Consider the following 16,866-nt stretch of genomic DNA (forward strand, 5'->3'; position numbering starts at 1 on the left):
GGTTGTTGGTCTTGCTCAGCAGCTCAGCAATGCTTGTGCCGGCGATGTTGTTCCAGCGCTCGTAGCTCAGGCTGCCCGTGCCCGGGCACGAGGTGCCGCCAAGACGGGCTTGTGCATCAGCAGCAGTAGCTGATAAGTACAGTTCATGCCTTAGCTCAAACAGGCTTGCATTGTTGGCATCTTTTGCGCCCCGTAATACAGCGAAGTAAGCCCGGTGAATTTGACTGGTAAAGTGACCGCGAATTGTATATGTTGCATTGGGCTTATCGTCGCTTAATTCATTTTGCACATAATCAATATTATCGCCACCTGTCACGCTAAAATTAGTAGGTATAATTACCTTTAGACTATATGCATTTGAACCAGGAGAGAAGAACATTGATCCGCTGGCAACAGTAACAAATTGCACACTAAGCTGAAGTTCTATCTCCTGTCCAACTCTGGGGTTAGACACATTGCTAACCAATCTAAACAGGAGCGGATCCGGGGAAAAAGGTTTATATCTATTATGTAATTTTCTGGCAGAAGACGATGGTCTAACGGGCTTTATGGGACCAAAGCCAGGGCCATTGTCGGCATATGCTGTAGAGAGAAATAAAATAGCGCATAGCAGACAACTCACCAGCCTTTTTAAGAGGCTGGCTACATAAAAGTAGCTTTCGTTCATGGTAGGTAAGCAGTTGGATAAAGCTTATCCTTCACAAAAAGAATGCCTAAGTTTAAAAGCCAGGCATTAAATAAATAGTCTGAAAATTCGGCTGAGTATTACCCATACTTCTATACGTTCATGCAACTATCCTTAAACCCCATTTTTTAAGTATATATACCCTACTTCTCTGTTATTTTTTAAATTAAGTGTTTTTATTCCTGCTGCCCGTTTGGTGCAGATATAGACCACAAAAAGGCAACAAAAAAAGCCACTCCGTAATTGGAGCGGCTTTTTTTGTTGCCTTCACTTCAGCAAACTGTGGCTGACCTTATAATGAGCTAAAATCGAAGCCCTCCAGAAAGGCGGTTGTAAACTGACCGGATTTGAAACCGGGGTCGTCCATGAGCTTGATGTGAAACGGAATAGTTGTTTTAACTCCCTCTATCACAAACTCCTGCAAGGCCCGCTTCATACGCGTCAGCACTTCTTCCCGCGATTGGCCACTCACAATCAGCTTGGCAATCATTGAGTCGTAATTGGGTGGAATAACGTAGCCGCTATACACATGGCTGTCGATTCGAATGCCGTGACCACCTGGAAAATGCAGATTCGTGATTTTTCCCGGCGACGGACGAAACCCATTGGCGGGGTCTTCGGCGTTGATCCGGCATTCGAGTGCATACAGCTTTGGTGTGTAGTTACGGCCCGAAATAGCCACGCCCGCGGCCACTTTAATTTGCTCTTTGATGAGGTCGAAATCCGTCACTTCCTCCGTAATCGGGTGCTCAACCTGAATTCGGGTGTTCATTTCCATGAAATAGAACTTCCCGTGTTTGTCTACCAGAAACTCTACCGTACCGGCGCCTTCATAGCCAATGGACTGAGCCCCTTTAATGGCCGCTGCGCCCATGGCCTCGCGCAGTTCAGGCGTCATGATGGGCGAGGGTGTCTCTTCCAGCAACTTCTGGTGCCGCCGTTGAATGGAGCAGTCACGCTCTGACAGATGGCACACTTTACCGTACTGATCGCCTACAATCTGAATTTCGATGTGACGGGGCTCTTCCACAAATTTTTCGAGGTACAAACCGTCGTTACCAAAAGCAGCGCTCGACTCGGTGCGGGCGTCATTCCAGGCTTTTTCAAATTCATTTTCTGCCTTGATCACACGCATACCACGACCACCACCGCCGGCCGTGGCCTTAATGATGACCGGATATCCCATCTCCGCAGCCAGTTGCTGCCCTTGCTCGATAGAGTCTAACAGACCGTCGGAACCTGGAATTACAGGTACTCCTGCCTCGCGCATGGTGGCTTTGGCCGTCGCCTTATCACCCATCATGTTGATCTGTTCGGCAGTAGCACCAATAAACTTGATGCCGTAGTCAGCGCATATTTGCGAGAATTCGGCGTTTTCCGACAAAAAACCGTAGCCGGGATGAATGGCATCGGCCCCCGTTACTTCGGCGGCAGAGATAATGCTTGGAATACTGAGGTACGACTGGCGACTGGGTGGTGGACCAATGCACACGGCTTCGTCGGCGAAGCGAACGTGCAAGCTATCGCGGTCGGCGGTTGAGTAGACGGCCACGGTACGGATGCCCATCTCGCGGCACGTACGAATGATCCGCAACGCGATCTCGCCCCGGTTGGCGATCAGGATTTTCTTGAACATAGGAAGAAAGTCGTAAGTCGATAGTCGACTGACCGGTCCGCCGGTGCGGCACAAGTATTGCTGTCGCGCCAGCCGACAATCGACTTACGACTCTTTTTAAATTTCTTCGAGAATAAACAACGGCTGATCGTACTCGACGGGAGTAGCGTTTTCGACGAGTACCTTCACGATACGGCCCGACACTTCCGATTCGATTTCGTTGAAAAGCTTCATGGCTTCAATGATGCACACTACTTTACCCGGCTTGATCTCGTCGCCTACTTCAACAAACAACGGCGATTCAGGATTGGCCGACCGGTAGAATGTACCAATCATAGGCGACTTAATAGTGATCTGGTTAGCAGCCGGGGCGGCAGGCGCGGCGGGGCTTGCAACGGGGGCGGCGGGTGTGGAGGCAGCTGGTGCAGCGGCAGGCAACGCAGCGGCGGGGGCCGGAGCAGCCTGGATCGGTGCTGGTGCCGCATACATAGCAGGTGTGGCCGTGCGCTTCACGTTGATTTTCAGCTCACTTGTCTCAATTTTCACCTCGTCGAGGCCCGATTTTGAGATAAAATCGATCAGTTCTTGTATTTCCTGGGTGCTCATATCTTTTGAACGATGAATGATGAACGATGAACGATGAATGGCTTACACAAGAGCATTTTCGTGCTATCCATTCACCACTCATCACTCATCATTCATCATTATTTTACTCGTTCCTGGTATTCCCGCGTGCGGGTGTCAACGCGAATTTTGTCACCCTGGTTAATAAACAAAGGCACGTTGATCATGGCGCCTGACTCTACTTCAACACGCTTCTTGGCCCCACTCGATGTGTCTCCTTTAAGGCCAGGTTCGGCGTAGGTTACTTCAAGCTCGACCGAAACGGGCAGTTCGCAAACCAGTGGCGTGTCATTTTCGGCATTAATCAGCACTTCCACTTCCTGCCCTTCACGCATCAAGTCGGCCTGATCCAGAATTTTCTCGCTGATATTGATCTGGTCGAAGGTTTCCTGGTCCATAAAATTGTAGCCCGCTTCATCCTTGTAGAGGTACTGAAACTTGCGGCGTTCTACCCGAACCGGAATAATAGTAGCTCCTGAGTTGAACGTATTATCAATCACCCGTCCGGTGGTTAGGCTCTTGAGCTTGGTACGCACGAAAGCGGCCCCTTTCCCGGGCTTAACATGCTGAAATTCAACTATTTGAAACAGGTCGTAGTTGTGGTTGATTACTAAGCCGTTTCTAATATCTGCGGTCGTTGCCATGTAATGATGTACGATTTACAAATTACGAATTACGATTTGATTTACGGCCTACGAACTACAATCAAAGCCACTCATGTGGCACGACTCACAAAATTGTAAATCGTAAATCGTAATTCGTACATCGTAAATCAGTAGGCCCACCTCACATAAACAGCACCCCAGGTAAAACCACCGCCGAAGGCTGCCAGGACCAGGTTATCGCCCTTTTTGAGCTGCGATTCGTAGTCGAACAGGCAGAGCGGGATGGTGGCCGCTGTGGTGTTGCCGTATTTGTGAATGTTAAGCATCACCTTATCCGAACCGATGCCCATGCGGTTGGCGGTGGCGTCGATGATGCGTTTATTTGCCTGATGCGGCACCAACCACGCCACGTTATCACCCTCAAGGCCATTTCGTTGCATGATCTCCGCCGACACGTCGGCCATGTTTTTCACTGCAAATTTAAAAACCGACGGACCGTCCTGATACACATAGTGCCACCGTTTCTCAACGGTTTCGTGGCTGGGCGGATATCTACTGCCGCCTGCCTTTTGAAACAAATGGTACTGCCCTACTCCATCAGAGCGGATGATGGAATCGATAATGCCAAATCCTTCTTCGGCGGCTTCGAGCAACACAGCCCCGGCGCCATCGCCGAAGAGGACGCAAGTGGTGCGATCGGTATAATCAGTAATGGCCGACATCTTATCGGCACCCACCACGATCACTTTTTTGTACTTGCCACTCTCAATAAATTGAGTACCCACTGTGAGCGCATACAAAAAGCCCGAACAGGCCGCCTGAATGTCGAAGCTACCTACGTTACGAATACCCACCATGTCGCAGATGAGATTGGCCGTGGCCGGAAAGACATAGTCGGGGGTAACGGTGGCACAAATGAGCAGGTCAATCTCTTCGGGCGCGTTGTTGGTTTTGGCCAGCAGCCCTCGCACGGCTTCAGCTCCCATATGCGAACTGCCTTTGCCTTCGCCTTTCAGAATATGACGCTCTTTGATACCCGTTCGCGACGTAATCCATTCGTCGTTTGTATCGACCATCCGTTCCAATTCAGCATTGGTAAGAACATAATCGGGAACGTAGCCATGCACGCCAGTAATTGCTGCTTTCATCATAGGGTAGTTTACGGAGGGCCTAGGTAAGTGCCTGCTCAATATGGGCGGGAACACTGGCGCGCACCTGCCGAATGGCTAAGCTAATCATGTTTTGAATAGCAGTGGGCGACGAAATGCCGTGGGCGATGATGACGTTGCCATTTACGCCAACAATCGGGCTACCGCCAATAGATTCGTAGTTGGTGCGGTCTATGAACGGATGATGCAAACCAAGCTGTTTAGTCACCTCGTAAAACGACTCACCAAGCTTAAAGAGGGTATTGCCCGTGAATCCGTCGGCCACGATCACGTCGGCACGATTCATGAACAGATCTTTACCTTCTATATTACCGACGAAGTTCAGCCGTTTATTTTCTTTCAGCAGTTGATGGGCCGCCTGTGCCACGACCGAGCCTTTTTGTTCTTCTTCACCAATATTGAGTAAGGCCACCCGGGGCGATTCGATACCCAGAGTCTGCCGGGCGTAGATGGATCCGAGTTCACCAAATTGGGCCAGCACTTCGGGTTTGCAGTCAGCGTTGGCACCAATATCGAGCATTACGGCGGTACCGCCATTCAGCTGCGGCACAAAACCAGCAATACCTGGCCGTATTACTCCCGGAATGGCTTTGATGCTAAAAAGAGCACCTACGTGCATGGCACCAGTATTACCTGCGCTGCAAAACGCATCGATCTGCCCTGCTTTCAACTGAGCAAAGCCAACCGCAATACTGGAATTAGGCTTTTGCGACAAAGCTCTGGTGGGGTGTTCGCCCATATCGATCACCTCGTCGGCGTGTATCACCTCAACCTCTCCTCCGCTGGTAACACCAAACTGAGTCAGAAGCGTATTAATGACCGATTCTTGACCAATTAAAACAAGGGTGACACCGTCAGGCAATCCCGCTTTGACAGTTCGGGCAATGCCCTCAACAATCGCTTCAGGTGCAAAATCGCCACCCATGGCATCAACGGCAATCTTCATTGAATGGATCGGGTAATCGAGCGTAGCCCAACCAGTTGAGGTGGTCAAAACGGGCACGTCGTGGTTTTGTGTAGGCCCACAGTGGCGCAAAATTAGCAGGTAGGGGGCAATAAAAAAGTATTCCGCGTTCATCTAAAACAGATGTCGGCGAAATACTCGTTTATCACAATGCCTTAAAGCACCAGGCAGACAACGACCCTACTGGGTTAGCGCAGGTACGCCAAAGGGCAGTTAAGCAACTGACCTGTACCCTTCTACTACCACTTTACCGCGGTAATACAAGTTGCCCTCGAACACGTGGGCGTGGTGGCGCTCATGCACTTCACCGGTGGTAGCGTCAGTAGCCAGCGTTACAGCAGTGGCTTTATAGTGGGTCCGGCGTTTGTCGCGGCGGGCGGTCGAGTGGCGGCGTTTGGGGTGTGCCATAATTCAGTTTACAGTTTGCAGTTTTACAGTTTTCAGTTTCCGCTTCAGTTCAGCTAACTCTAAACTGAAAATTCTAAACTGAAAACTCCAATTAGTTATTGCTCAGTTTTCGCAGGGCATCCCAACGTGGGTCCACTACGGGTTTTTCTTCACCTGTATCGTCAGTTTCGGTTGCCTCTCCCGACGAATAAATTAGTTTGCCAGGGGCCTCTTCGTCATCATCAGCTTCTTCTGTACGGAAACGGGGATGAAGCCGTTTCATAGGCAGCGCCAGCACAATGAAATCGAAGATGTAACGGGCAATATGAATCGTGGCCGTGTTGCGCTCAATCAGCTCAATCTCATCGGTCAGTTCTTCATTCCGGTCACCAAACTTGAGGTACAACGTGCGGCGGGTATCTACGTTTTCGTCATACAGGTCAAGGCTACGGTCGCAGGTTTGCTCCACTACCCCCTGAATCTGAAAGTCGAGCCGAATCATCGTCTCCGACTTGTCAAGAATCAGGTGAGTTTTCACATTTCCTTTCGTAATCAACTGTTGATCAAGGGCTTTGAAGAACGCATCATCCGACTGAAAATCGAATTCATACCGTTTTTCTTCCAAACCAATGATGTTGATGTCGTATGGCCGCAGTTCGTTCACCTCAGTCGTTTGCTAACAAGGGCGCAAAGATAAGAAAAAGAGTTCAAGGTTTAACGTCCAACGTCTAAAGTTGCTTCGCGCGTAGTTCTTCCAAGCGCGAAGCAACTTTAGACGTTGGACGTTAAACCTTGAACTCCTTCCTACGCTGACTTCATTAGCTTCTGCTTCGCATACTGAACAACGATGGGCATCAATGAGAGGCCCACAATGCCGAAGACGACGATCTCGAAGTTCTTTTGTACAATTTCGAGGTTACCGAAGAAGTAGCCCAGCAGCGTAATGCTCGTTACCCACAGAATAGCCCCCAGGATACAGTTTTTGATGTAGGTACCGTAGTGCATACTGCCCGCCCCGGCCACAAACGGCGCAATAGTGCGAACAATAGGAATGAACCGGGCCAGAATCACCGTTTTACCACCGTGCTTGGCATAGAACTTTTCGGTTTCGTAGATGTATTCCCGTTTGAAGAAAAGAATCCGTTCCCGGGCTTTAATCTGCGCACCCAGCTTGGTGCCCACAAAATAGTTGACGTTGTCGCCCAACAGCGCCGCCCCGATCAGAAGAGGAATGATGATGCCGACCTGCAAATTGTTGGTGTCGCGGGCAGCCAGTGCACCGGCAGCAAACAGCAGCGAGTCGCCAGGTAGCAGCGGCATTACAATTAGTCCCGTCTCTGTAAAAATGATCAGGAACAGGATGGCATATAACAGTATACCGTATTGATTGGCCCACGCGTCGAGAAATTTGTCGAGGTGGAGCAGAAAATCGAGAAGGGATTTGATGAGTTCCATAGCATTTGAGTCTGGAAAGTGGCAGGGAGGCGTACGGTTAGTCTGGAAAGCCTTTCTTATTGTTTCAACGACTTTCCAGACTAACCGTACGCCTCCCTGCCACTTTCCAGACTACTACATTTATTTATCTAAAAAATGACTGAACGTGTCGCCCCGCAAGCCAAGGCGGATGGTTTCAAGGGGAATAATTTCGTGGGGGGCAATATTGCCGACGTTGACGTTGGCACCCAGCAGTTTCACAAACCACACCTGCTGCTCCTTCTGAGGTGCCTCCCAGATAATGTTTTCTGAGGGAACCTGCGTCAGAATCTCTTCAACCAGTCCCTGACGAACCTCGCCGCTTGATCGGAACAGGCCTACCGTACCCCCTTCGCGGGCCTCACCAATGACTTTCCAAGCACCGGCTTCCAGTTCCTGCTTCATCAGCTTGATCCATTTGTAAGGCGGAATGATCTTGGCTTCGTCTTTCGAACCTACCTCTGATAGCACCGTTACCTGCTGAGCCAGTGTACGGATGTATTCGCACTTCTGGTCGGGGTCCATCTCCAGCGATCCGTCTGACACTTCGGCGTATTCAAGCTTGTATTTGTCGAGGAGTTTGCGGTAGTCTTCAAACTGATTACGGACCACGAACGCCTCGAACAGCGTACCGCCAAAATAAACGGGAATCCCCCCTGCGCGGTATGCGTCCAGCTTTTGCTGTAGGTTGGGCGTCACAAACGACGTGGCCCAACCCAGTTTCACAATGTCGATGTAATCAGCCGATACCGAGAGCGTATCTTCGACCTCGCGCAGGCTGAGGCCTTTGTCCATAACCATTGTAAGGCCACTTTGGCGCGGCTTGGCGGTACGGTCGGGAATTTGGGATAGTGTATAATTCATTGAAGCAAGCAGTACCTGTGTTGTCAAAAATCGCTCAAAAGTAGCAACACTTACGACTACCTCACAAATAAATACCGTAATACGCCCTAATTTGGGCCCTTGAACTTAGTTAAATACTATTTCGGACTATGGAAACCAACGCCCGCCTCGATGCTTTTCGCGCCTTTATTGGCCAACCCATGACCAGCAGCCCATCGGGGGTGGGGCGGTGGCTGGGGGGCGTACTGCGCGTGGTAGAAGAAGGGCGCATGGTGGCCAGCTATGTGGTGCGCGATGATATGGTGAACCCCATGCAGGTGCTACATGGCGGCACGGCTTCGGCTATTCTGGATGACCTCTGCGGCCTCACGGTTTTTGCCCTGGGTCGTGACTATGGATACACGTCAGTTAACCTGACTGTCGATTTCCTGAGTGCCGCCCGCCTCGGCGAAACCCTCACCGCCGAAGCCGTAGTGGTACGGGCGGGGCGGAATATTGTGCACGTTGAAGGCCGCATCACTAACGCTGCGGGCAAACTCATTGCCAAGTGCAGCACCAACCTCATTCAAACAGGCGTGAAACTGTAATTGGCAACTCAGCACGGCGAGCAGCTAACTAATGCTGAGTGTACTACAACAGACCTTACTGGTAAGCCTGTAAGGTAATCGAGCCGGTAGCGTTGTGGCATTATCTACCAATTGAAAGACTTACCATTAAGTCAGTAAAAAGAAGCTTTTTGTTTATTCAGTCGAGATAAAACAAATTACGCTTAGTATTTAAGCACTATATTTACTTTATAAAAAATTGGTGCTTATTACTTATTATAAGTCAGTTACTTAATAAGTAGTGCTATTGATTTGGGAGAACACCTTCCGCAGATATATCAATTTGTCCTCACGCACATGCAACCCACCGTCGACTTAACTAACTGTGACCGGGAACCTATTCAATGGCCCGGTTTCATACAATCACACGGCTACCTGTTAGCCATTGATCCAGCCACGTTTGTCATCTGGCAGGCCAGCGAGAATTGTCAGGCACTAACCGGCCTGCCCACCAATACGCTCATTGGGCAGAACCTGTCGGGCATTCGTCTGCACGAAACCGCAGGCACGGAATTAGTGGACCTGCTAACGGTGGCTTTACGGCAAAACAACCCGGAAGCGTTCAACCCCTATTTGTTACCGCTGGGAGATCAAAGCTGGTATCTGGTTATTCATCAGCATGACGGAGCACTCATTCTGGAACTGGAACCCACTGCCGATCTCATCAATCTGCCCCTACAGACAACGGCTCCGCTGCTGAATAAAACCATGCCCATACAGGCGTTGCTGGCGCAAACGATGACAGACATTCAGCGCAGTTCATCGCTGACGGACCTCCTGCACAAAACGGCGCAGAAAGTAAAAGAACTCACCGGCTATGACCGTGTGATGATCTATCGGTTTGGCGAGGACTGGCATGGTGAAATTATTGCCGAAGCCTGTGAACCGTTTCTGGAGCCGTTTCTGAACATGCACTACCCCGCCTCCGACATTCCCCGGCAGGCCCGTGAACTCTACAAAACCAACCTTGTGCGGCTGCTGGTTGATGTCGATGCGCCCAGAGTACCCATCTACCCTGTTCAATACGCCGATCAGGGTCGCCCGCTCGATCTCACCCACGCGGGGTTGCGGGCGGTGTCGCCGCTGCATATCGAATACCTGCAAAACATGGGTGTACGCGCCACACTCAACATATCGCTCCTGTACCGGGGCGAACTATGGGGCCTGATTTCCTGCCACCACTATGCTGGGCCGCGGATGATCGATTACCCCAAGCGGGCTTCGGTAAAGCTCATCAGTCAGCTGCTCTCAACGGCGCTGGAGATCAGGAAAGACGACGAAGACGAGCAGTTTTCTCACATGCTGAACCAGCGCGAGCAGCAACTGTATCATCAGATGCTGGCCGACTGGGATATTGTGCAGGGACTGACCAAGCACCCCCTGACCGCCCTGGAATTGAACACGGCCACTGGCGCAGCCCTGCTCTTCGAAAATAAGTTATACACGCTTGGCCATACCCCCGCCGACAGCGACATTCAGGCTTTGATCGAGTGGCTCAAAATGGTGTCGACTGATGCCGTTTTTCAGACCGACCAACTGCCCAACCTCTACGCCCCCGCCGAACTTTACCGCGAACAGGCAGCGGGTGCGCTCGTACTGGTGCTTTCGCGCGAAATGAACGAGTACCTGATTTGGTTTAAGCCAGAGCAAAAGCAAACGCAGTATTGGGGCGGTAATCCTGAAAAACCCGTTGTGCTCGGTGAAGACGGCACCGCCCGGCTCAGTCCGCGCAAAAGCTTCGACAAATGGGAACAACTGGTGCGGAACCGATCTGAACCCTGGCGGCAGGTAGAAGTAGCAACAGCACTAAAACTGCGCGAAGACATGCTGCAGTTGATTTCCCAGAAAGCTAACCAGATTCGTGCCCTCAACGAGCAGCTTCGACTGGCTTATGAAGAACTGGAAGCATTCAGCTATACCATCTCGCACGATCTGCGCACCCCCCTGTCATCTATCAAAAGCTACACAGAAATTTACCTCGAAGATTATGGCGAAACAATGCCGCAGGAAGCCCGCGCCACCTTCGACAAGATCACGAAGGCATCGGACCGAATGGCCATGCTGATTCGGAATGTGATGCACTACTCACGGATGAGCCGAACCGAACTGAGCATGGAGTCACTCGCGGTGAAGCCTATGCTCACCCAACTGCGCGAGGAACTACTGGCGGGTGAAAACGGCCGCGATCTAACCATCCAGATTGGCAACACCCCCCCCCTGCTGGGCGACCAAACGATGGTGACGCAGGTATTTAGTAATTTACTCTCCAACGCTGTGAAGTATTCAAGGCTGACTCCTAAAGCCCGCATTCAGGTACAGGGGAGCGAAACCGAACAGGAGGTAATCTATGCCATCACCGACAATGGCATCGGAATTGATATGAAGCAGGCGGGCAAAGTGTTCGAGCTTTTTCAACGGCTCGACTCAGCGGTAACCTATGAGGGCTACGGCGTTGGGTTAGCTATTGTGAAGCGCATCATGAGCCGTCACCGGGGCAAGGTATGGTTTGACAGTTCGCCCATGTACGCTACCACATTTTTTGTCTCTTTTCCAAAAACCAATCAGCCTGCCAGTTCGCTCTGATTGGTTACGAAATAAACCCATAACCATTGTAGCGATAAATACGTTAAGCTTTCCTTAACGCTACCGTAGAAAGTACTATGCTCGACATTCTTTACATTGAAGATAATATTGATGAAGCGGATATTTTTAAGCGGGTCATCAGTCGGTTACCTACCCCTCCTACCTACAAAATCATCATGAGTGGCACGGAGGCTATCGACTACCTGCTTCAACAGGGCACTCACCAGGGCCAGTCATTGCCTATGCCCAGGCTGGTGCTGGTTGATCTGAACCTGCCTGGGCAAAGTGGTTTCGATGTCATTCAGCAGGTAAGAGCCAACAACCGTACCCGCTACATGCCAATGGTTGTTTACAGCACATCTGATAGCCCCAAAGACATGCGCCGGGCCTTTGACCTGGGTGCCAACGCCTACCTCATCAAGCCGGGTAGCTACCACGAAGTAAGTGACATGATTCGGCGGGCTATTGAATTCTGGCTCACCCAAAACCACTACAAGCCATGATAGCCACCGACATTGGCATTATGCCGCGGCTGAAACAGGAAACCGCCAGCCACCATTCGTATACGGAGCAACTACTCTATACCGATAAGCTGATGGCAGCTACGCTATCATTGGCTGAATACACGCAGCTACTCCAGGTTCAGGCTGTTTTCCACAGTTCGCTGGAACAGGCGATTGAAAAACAGGCATCGTTTTTTACTGGGTTCGATTGGCAGACACGACAAAAGACAGGCTGGCTACTAGCTGATCTACAGCAACTTAATCAGCCACGCTCTATCCCCGATTCTACGCTGTTTGCCAACTGGACAGGCTACCAACTTCTGGGAGCACTCTACGTAGCTGAAGGATCTATGCTAGGTGGTCGGTTTATTGCTAAAGCTCTGGCTCGTACGCCCGCGCTGCTTCATGCCCCAACCCGGTTCTACACCGGCTACGGCGACCAGACTGGCCCCTACTGGAAGGCTTTCGGTGCTTACCTCACTACCCGCGCTACCAACCACGAAGATGCCGTGGTGCAGGGTGCTGTGCAGGCGTTCAACAGTTTCAGTAAAATTAGCGAAGCGTACAGCGCCTAGGGTAGCAACGAAAACCTCGTGTTTATCCTGCCTGCTCAGCCGCTCTTTCTCTACCCACGATAAAGTAGCGAGTCTATCTTTCCGTCTCTAGCCTCTTTGCCTCATGACAGCCAATTCGTTGAACCAGTCGCCCGTTTTTATATTGCAAAGCGTCCTGAACGCATCTCAGAACGGGGTGGTCGTGTATCAGGCTGTGCGGGAAGCCAATGGCCTTTTGACCGACTTTCGGATAACAATTCTGAACGCGGTTGCCGAGCGGGACCTGGGTCGCTCGGCCGTAGAGGTAGTGGGTAAGCTTTTTAGCACAAGCTTTCCGGAACTGGTGCGCACCGATCTTTATCGACGGCTATGCAGGGTTATTGATACTGGCCAGTCGGACCGGTTCGAGTTTTCGTTCATGCATCCCGTTCGTACCCAGAAAGAGTGGTACGATGTGTCGACGGTGCGCATGGAAGACAGCGTAGTGGTATCGTATGACAACATTACGGCCCAGAAAACCGCTGAACAGACTATTGAGCAACAAGCCGATCTATTACAGGGGCTTATGGGTAGTACGCCCGTAGGCATGGCCATACTCGACACCGTCCGGCATGCCAATGGTGCCCTGGCCGACTTTCGTTTTGTGCTTATCAACCCTATACTGGAAAAGATCGTGCACATGCAGGCGCACGAAGTAGTTGGCAAGCTGGTAACGCGCTTATTCCCAGCTGTTAACGAATCTGGTTTTATGAGTCGGGCCATCACCGGCGTTGAACTGGGCATTACCCAGGCCTTCGAAATGCCCTACAACATCAACAACAGGCCCGGCTGGTATCGGCTGTCGCTGGCGGCGCAGGGTGATCGGCTCATTGTGGCCGTTATTGATATCACCGACACCAAGCGGGCACAACTGGAATACCATCATCAGGCCGAATTGCTACGCTCGGTACTGGATGGGTCGCAAAATGCCATTGTCGCCTTCGACGCTATTCGCAATGCGGACGGTGCCATTATTGATTTTCGGTACATCCTGCAAAACGAGGCCAACCGGCAGCGGGTTAAGCGCACCGATGAGCAAGTCATTGGCAACACCATGCTTACTTATTTTCCCATTACACTCACCAACGGTTTGTTCAACCAGTATGTACAGGTGGTTGAAACAGGGCAGCCCATGCGCACTGAGGTTTCCTTTGACTATGGCCTGGGTGAGGGCTGGTACGATCTGTCGGTGGTGAAACGCGCCGACGGCATTGTGCTGACGGTGCAGGACAAGACGGTGCAGAAAAAAGCCGAGGTAGCCCTTCAGGAACAGGCAGGGCTGCTGCGAACGGTGGTCGACAACTCGCCCACGGGTATTGTTTTGTACAAAGCTATTCGTGACGCGCAAGGGCGGGTGGTCGACTTCAGCCACGTGTTATCCAACCCCGCCAATGAAGTTATAACGGGGCTTACAGAAACACAGTTGATTGATAAATTAATCGTCAGAGACTATCCTGCCAGCGTTAAAAACGGTCACTATGCTACCCTGAAGCGGGTGCTGGAAACGGGTGAACCTGAACGGCGCCTTTTCAACTACAACGCGCACGGGATTAGCGGTTGGTTTGATGGGGGCTATGTACGGCAGGGTGACGGCGTTTTGTATACCTACGCAGACATCACAGACCTGAAAATAGCTCAGCAACTACTTGAACAGCAGAACGTTGAGTTACTCCGCAGCAACGATAACCTGCAACAGTTTGCCTACGTAGCCAGTCATGATTTGCAGGAGCCACTTCGGAAAATCCAGTCGTTCGGCGACATCCTTGCCAATGAATTTAGCGCAGCCCTCCCCGCTGACGGGCAGGACATGATCCGCCGAATGCAACTGGCGGCCGGGCGGATGTCAATGTTAATCAAAGACTTGCTGGCCTATTCGCGCATTGGCACTCACCACGAGCCTTTCAAGCCTGTTTCGCTCACCAACCTAGTTGGTCAGGTGGTAGAGGACCTCTATGTATCCATCAAAGAAACAAAGGCGAACGTTAGCTATGACGCTCTCCCCACCGTGCAGGGCGATCATCTGCTACTTCAGCAGTTGTTTCAGAATCTGATTGGCAATGCCATTAAGTTTCATAAGCCTGGTTCGCCGCCTCAGATCAGTATCACGAGCCAACAAATGGCCGTGGCGCAACTGCCCAACGACGTAGTGCTTGCCAGCCTGCTACAAGTCGCCAACGCTAACTCCAAACCCGAAGCTTACTATGAAATCAGCGTTGCCGACAATGGTATTGGTTTCGACGAAAAATACCTTGATCGTATCTTTCAGGTATTCCAGCGGCTACACGGTAAGGGCAACTTTGCGGGGTCAGGGGTAGGATTGGCTATCTGCAAAAAAGTAGTAGAGCACCATGGTGGAGCCATTTCGGCCACCAGCCAGATCAACGATGGCGCCACGTTCCGGGTGTATCTGCCGGTGTAGTAAACGTTTTCAGTTTACAGTTTTCAGCGACCTGCCGGAACACTGAAAACTGTAAACTGAAAACTGCAAACTTTTTTATTACCTTTGCACCCTCATTTTCAAGTTATACACACAATCATGTACGCAATCGTAGAGATCGCAGGGCAGCAGTTTAAGATCGAGAAGGGCCGCTTCATCTATACCCATCGTTTGGGAGGTGACGTGGACGCTGCACTTGCCTCCGACCAGGTGAAGGTTCTCCTGGTTGACAACGAAGGCACGATTACCGTAGGCGCACCCCTCGTGGCAGGCGCAGCGGTTTCGGCCACTATCGTCGAACACCTGAAAGGTGAAAAGGTCATCGTCTTCAAAAAGAAGCGCCGCAAGGGCTACAAGAAGAAGAATGGTCACCGTCAGTACCTGACCAAAGTTCAAATCAACGACATTACCGTTTAATACTCCTCAAAAAGATGGCACACAAGAAAGGCGTCGGTAGTTCGAGGAACGGCCGGGATAGTATCAGCAAACGCTTAGGCGTAAAATTGTTTGGCGGTCAGAAAGTGATTGCCGGCAACATCATTGTGCGGCAGCGCGGCACGAAACACCACCCCGGCAAAAACGTGGGTCTGGGTCGTGACCACACCCTGTTCGCCTTAGTCGAAGGTACCGTACACTTCAGCAAAGGTCGTGACGACCGGTCGCTGGTGAACGTGATTCCTGCCGAGGTAGCCGTTGCGGCTCCGGTGGCTGAGGTAGTCGCTTAACCACAAACGCTGGCCCGGTGCCAGTGGCCGTCAAGTTATTAAAAACCGCCTGTTCTCATCAGCAGGCGGTTTTTTAGTGCTCATCCCGCCCAAGCCCCATTCATGGACCGGGCCACTCATTACTGTAGCCTGTTTGTTCCGAAGAGGTCAGCGGGGTAATTTTGGGCTTTCGTTACCACGCACTCATGGATCAACTCTTCACAGCCGAGGCCATTATCAGCCTGCTGACCCTTACGTTCCTGGAAATCGTTCTGGGAATAGACAATATCATTTTCATTTCCATTGCCGCCAATAAACTCCCCCGCGCCGACCAGCCCAAAGCCCGGAACATTGGCTTGCTGCTGGCCATGATTTTTCGGGTGGTGCTGCTGTTTGGTATTTCCATCCTGATCTCGCTCAGCAAACCCTTTACCCATATCGACACGGGCTGGCTGGTGGCGGCGCCCACAGGCCAAAGCATTATTTTACTCGTTGGCGGGCTGTTTTTGCTCTACAAAGCCACCTCCGAAATTCACCATAAACTGGAAGGCGACCCCCACGGCGACGATGTCATGCCCGAGCAGAAAGGGGCTCCTAAAAACAGCGTAGGCGGTGTGGTGGCCCAAATCGCCATTATCAACGTCGTATTCTCTATCGACTCGATCCTGACCGCCGTGGGCTTGACCCAAAACGTGACCGTGATGATCATAGCTGTGATCTTGTCTGTTCTCATCATGATGTTCTTTGCCGGTCCCGTAGGCCGGTTCGTCAATGAGCACCCCAGTATCCAGATGTTGGGCCTGTCGTTTCTGATCATGATCGGGTTTATGCTCATTGCCGAAGGCGCCCACCTGTCGGAAGTGGTCTTGTTCAACTCGCCCGTGGGCACAGTACCAAAGGGCTATCTTTATTTCGCCATTGCGTTTTCGCTGCTGGTCGAAGTGCTGAACATGAAACTGCGCAAAAATCAGAAGCCCATCCATATGCGTGGTTATGAAGACCAGGCGGAGAAGGAAGGAATTATTTAAAATTTACAACGTACGAGCGGTCCGCCGCTGCGGGACGAATGACGATTT

The 16,866-nt window shown here is 51.3% G+C and carries 18 protein-coding genes; 8 read left to right on the plus strand and 10 right to left on the minus strand.

Annotation, left to right across the window (positions count from 1 at the left end; translation table 11 throughout):
• From J2I47_RS06830 to J2I47_RS06875, 10 genes are all read right to left on the minus strand, one after another.
• Positions 1 to 667, minus strand: a 667-nt coding sequence (locus tag J2I47_RS06830) for a hypothetical protein (protein WP_207363829.1), incomplete at its 3' end; no start/stop codon positions are given.
• Between the two features lie 310 nt (positions 668 to 977).
• Entirely contained in the window at positions 978 to 2,321 is a 1,344-nt protein-coding gene (gene accC, locus J2I47_RS06835; RefSeq protein ID WP_207363830.1) for an acetyl-CoA carboxylase biotin carboxylase subunit, read from the minus strand.
• A 96-nt stretch (positions 2,322 to 2,417) separates the two neighbouring features.
• Positions 2,418 to 2,906 (minus strand): acetyl-CoA carboxylase biotin carboxyl carrier protein, encoded by a 489-nt coding sequence (gene accB, locus J2I47_RS06840; protein WP_207363831.1) that lies wholly within the window; start codon positions 2,904 to 2,906, stop codon positions 2,418 to 2,420.
• Positions 2,907 to 3,004: 98 nt separating this feature from the next.
• Positions 3,005 to 3,568, minus strand: coding sequence for an elongation factor P (gene efp / locus J2I47_RS06845; protein ID WP_207338671.1), 564 nt, complete (start codon positions 3,566 to 3,568; stop codon positions 3,005 to 3,007).
• A gap of 128 nt (positions 3,569 to 3,696) precedes the next feature.
• Complete coding sequence (locus tag J2I47_RS06850; RefSeq protein ID WP_207363832.1) at positions 3,697 to 4,680, minus strand: beta-ketoacyl-ACP synthase III; 984 nt, start codon at positions 4,678 to 4,680, stop codon at positions 3,697 to 3,699.
• Positions 4,681 to 4,699: 19 nt separating this feature from the next.
• On the minus strand, positions 4,700 to 5,644 hold the full coding sequence (plsX, locus tag J2I47_RS06855) for a phosphate acyltransferase PlsX (protein WP_207364287.1): 945 nt from the start codon (positions 5,642 to 5,644) through the stop codon (positions 4,700 to 4,702).
• Positions 5,645 to 5,875: 231 nt separating this feature from the next.
• A complete protein-coding gene (gene rpmF / locus J2I47_RS06860; RefSeq protein WP_207363833.1) occupies positions 5,876 to 6,070 on the minus strand; it encodes a 50S ribosomal protein L32 in 195 nt (64 codons plus the stop codon).
• 91 nt (positions 6,071 to 6,161) lie between these two features.
• Positions 6,162 to 6,713 carry a YceD family protein gene (locus tag J2I47_RS06865; protein ID WP_207363834.1) on the minus strand — a complete coding sequence of 184 codons (552 nt, stop codon included), beginning with the start codon at positions 6,711 to 6,713 and terminating at the stop codon, positions 6,162 to 6,164.
• Positions 6,714 to 6,853: 140 nt separating this feature from the next.
• A complete protein-coding gene (locus tag J2I47_RS06870) occupies positions 6,854 to 7,504 on the minus strand; it encodes a DedA family protein (RefSeq protein ID WP_207363835.1) in 651 nt (216 codons plus the stop codon).
• 120 nt (positions 7,505 to 7,624) lie between these two features.
• Entirely contained in the window at positions 7,625 to 8,386 is a 762-nt protein-coding gene (locus J2I47_RS06875) for a phosphosulfolactate synthase (protein ID WP_207363836.1), read from the minus strand.
• Positions 8,387 to 8,514: 128 nt separating this feature from the next.
• Here J2I47_RS06875 and J2I47_RS06880 point away from each other — a divergent pair, with 128 nt between their 5' ends.
• The 8 genes from J2I47_RS06880 to J2I47_RS06915 all read left to right on the plus strand — a co-directional run bounded on the left by J2I47_RS06880 (position 8,515) and on the right by J2I47_RS06915 (position 16,818).
• Positions 8,515 to 8,952: a PaaI family thioesterase gene (locus J2I47_RS06880; RefSeq protein ID WP_207363837.1), complete on the plus strand. Its 438-nt coding sequence runs from the start codon at positions 8,515 to 8,517 to the stop codon at positions 8,950 to 8,952.
• Between the two features lie 315 nt (positions 8,953 to 9,267).
• The gene (locus tag J2I47_RS06885) at positions 9,268 to 11,553 is read left to right on the plus strand and encodes an ATP-binding protein (protein WP_207363838.1); all 2,286 of its coding nucleotides are present in this window, start codon (positions 9,268 to 9,270) and stop codon (positions 11,551 to 11,553) included.
• A 77-nt stretch (positions 11,554 to 11,630) separates the two neighbouring features.
• The gene (locus J2I47_RS06890) at positions 11,631 to 12,056 is read left to right on the plus strand and encodes a response regulator (RefSeq protein WP_207363839.1); all 426 of its coding nucleotides are present in this window, start codon (positions 11,631 to 11,633) and stop codon (positions 12,054 to 12,056) included.
• The gene (locus J2I47_RS06895) at positions 12,053 to 12,631 is read left to right on the plus strand and encodes a biliverdin-producing heme oxygenase (protein WP_207363840.1); all 579 of its coding nucleotides are present in this window, start codon (positions 12,053 to 12,055) and stop codon (positions 12,629 to 12,631) included. The genes J2I47_RS06890 and J2I47_RS06895 overlap by 4 nt, the downstream gene beginning before the upstream one ends.
• Before the next feature lie 103 nt (positions 12,632 to 12,734).
• On the plus strand, positions 12,735 to 15,068 hold the full coding sequence (locus J2I47_RS06900) for a PAS domain-containing sensor histidine kinase (protein ID WP_207363841.1): 2,334 nt from the start codon (positions 12,735 to 12,737) through the stop codon (positions 15,066 to 15,068).
• A 117-nt stretch (positions 15,069 to 15,185) separates the two neighbouring features.
• The gene (rplU, locus tag J2I47_RS06905) at positions 15,186 to 15,503 is read left to right on the plus strand and encodes a 50S ribosomal protein L21 (RefSeq protein ID WP_207338654.1); all 318 of its coding nucleotides are present in this window, start codon (positions 15,186 to 15,188) and stop codon (positions 15,501 to 15,503) included.
• 14 nt (positions 15,504 to 15,517) lie between these two features.
• On the plus strand, positions 15,518 to 15,811 hold the full coding sequence (gene rpmA, locus J2I47_RS06910; protein WP_207363842.1) for a 50S ribosomal protein L27: 294 nt from the start codon (positions 15,518 to 15,520) through the stop codon (positions 15,809 to 15,811).
• Positions 15,812 to 15,996: 185 nt separating this feature from the next.
• Positions 15,997 to 16,818, plus strand: coding sequence for a TerC family protein (locus tag J2I47_RS06915; protein ID WP_207363843.1), 822 nt, complete (start codon positions 15,997 to 15,999; stop codon positions 16,816 to 16,818).
• The last annotated feature ends 48 nt before the right edge of the window (positions 16,819 to 16,866 follow it).

Origin of the sequence: Fibrella rubiginis (assembly GCF_017353185.1) — a bacterium.
GTDB classification, from domain to species: Bacteria; Bacteroidota; Bacteroidia; order Cytophagales; family Spirosomataceae; genus Fibrella; species Fibrella rubiginis.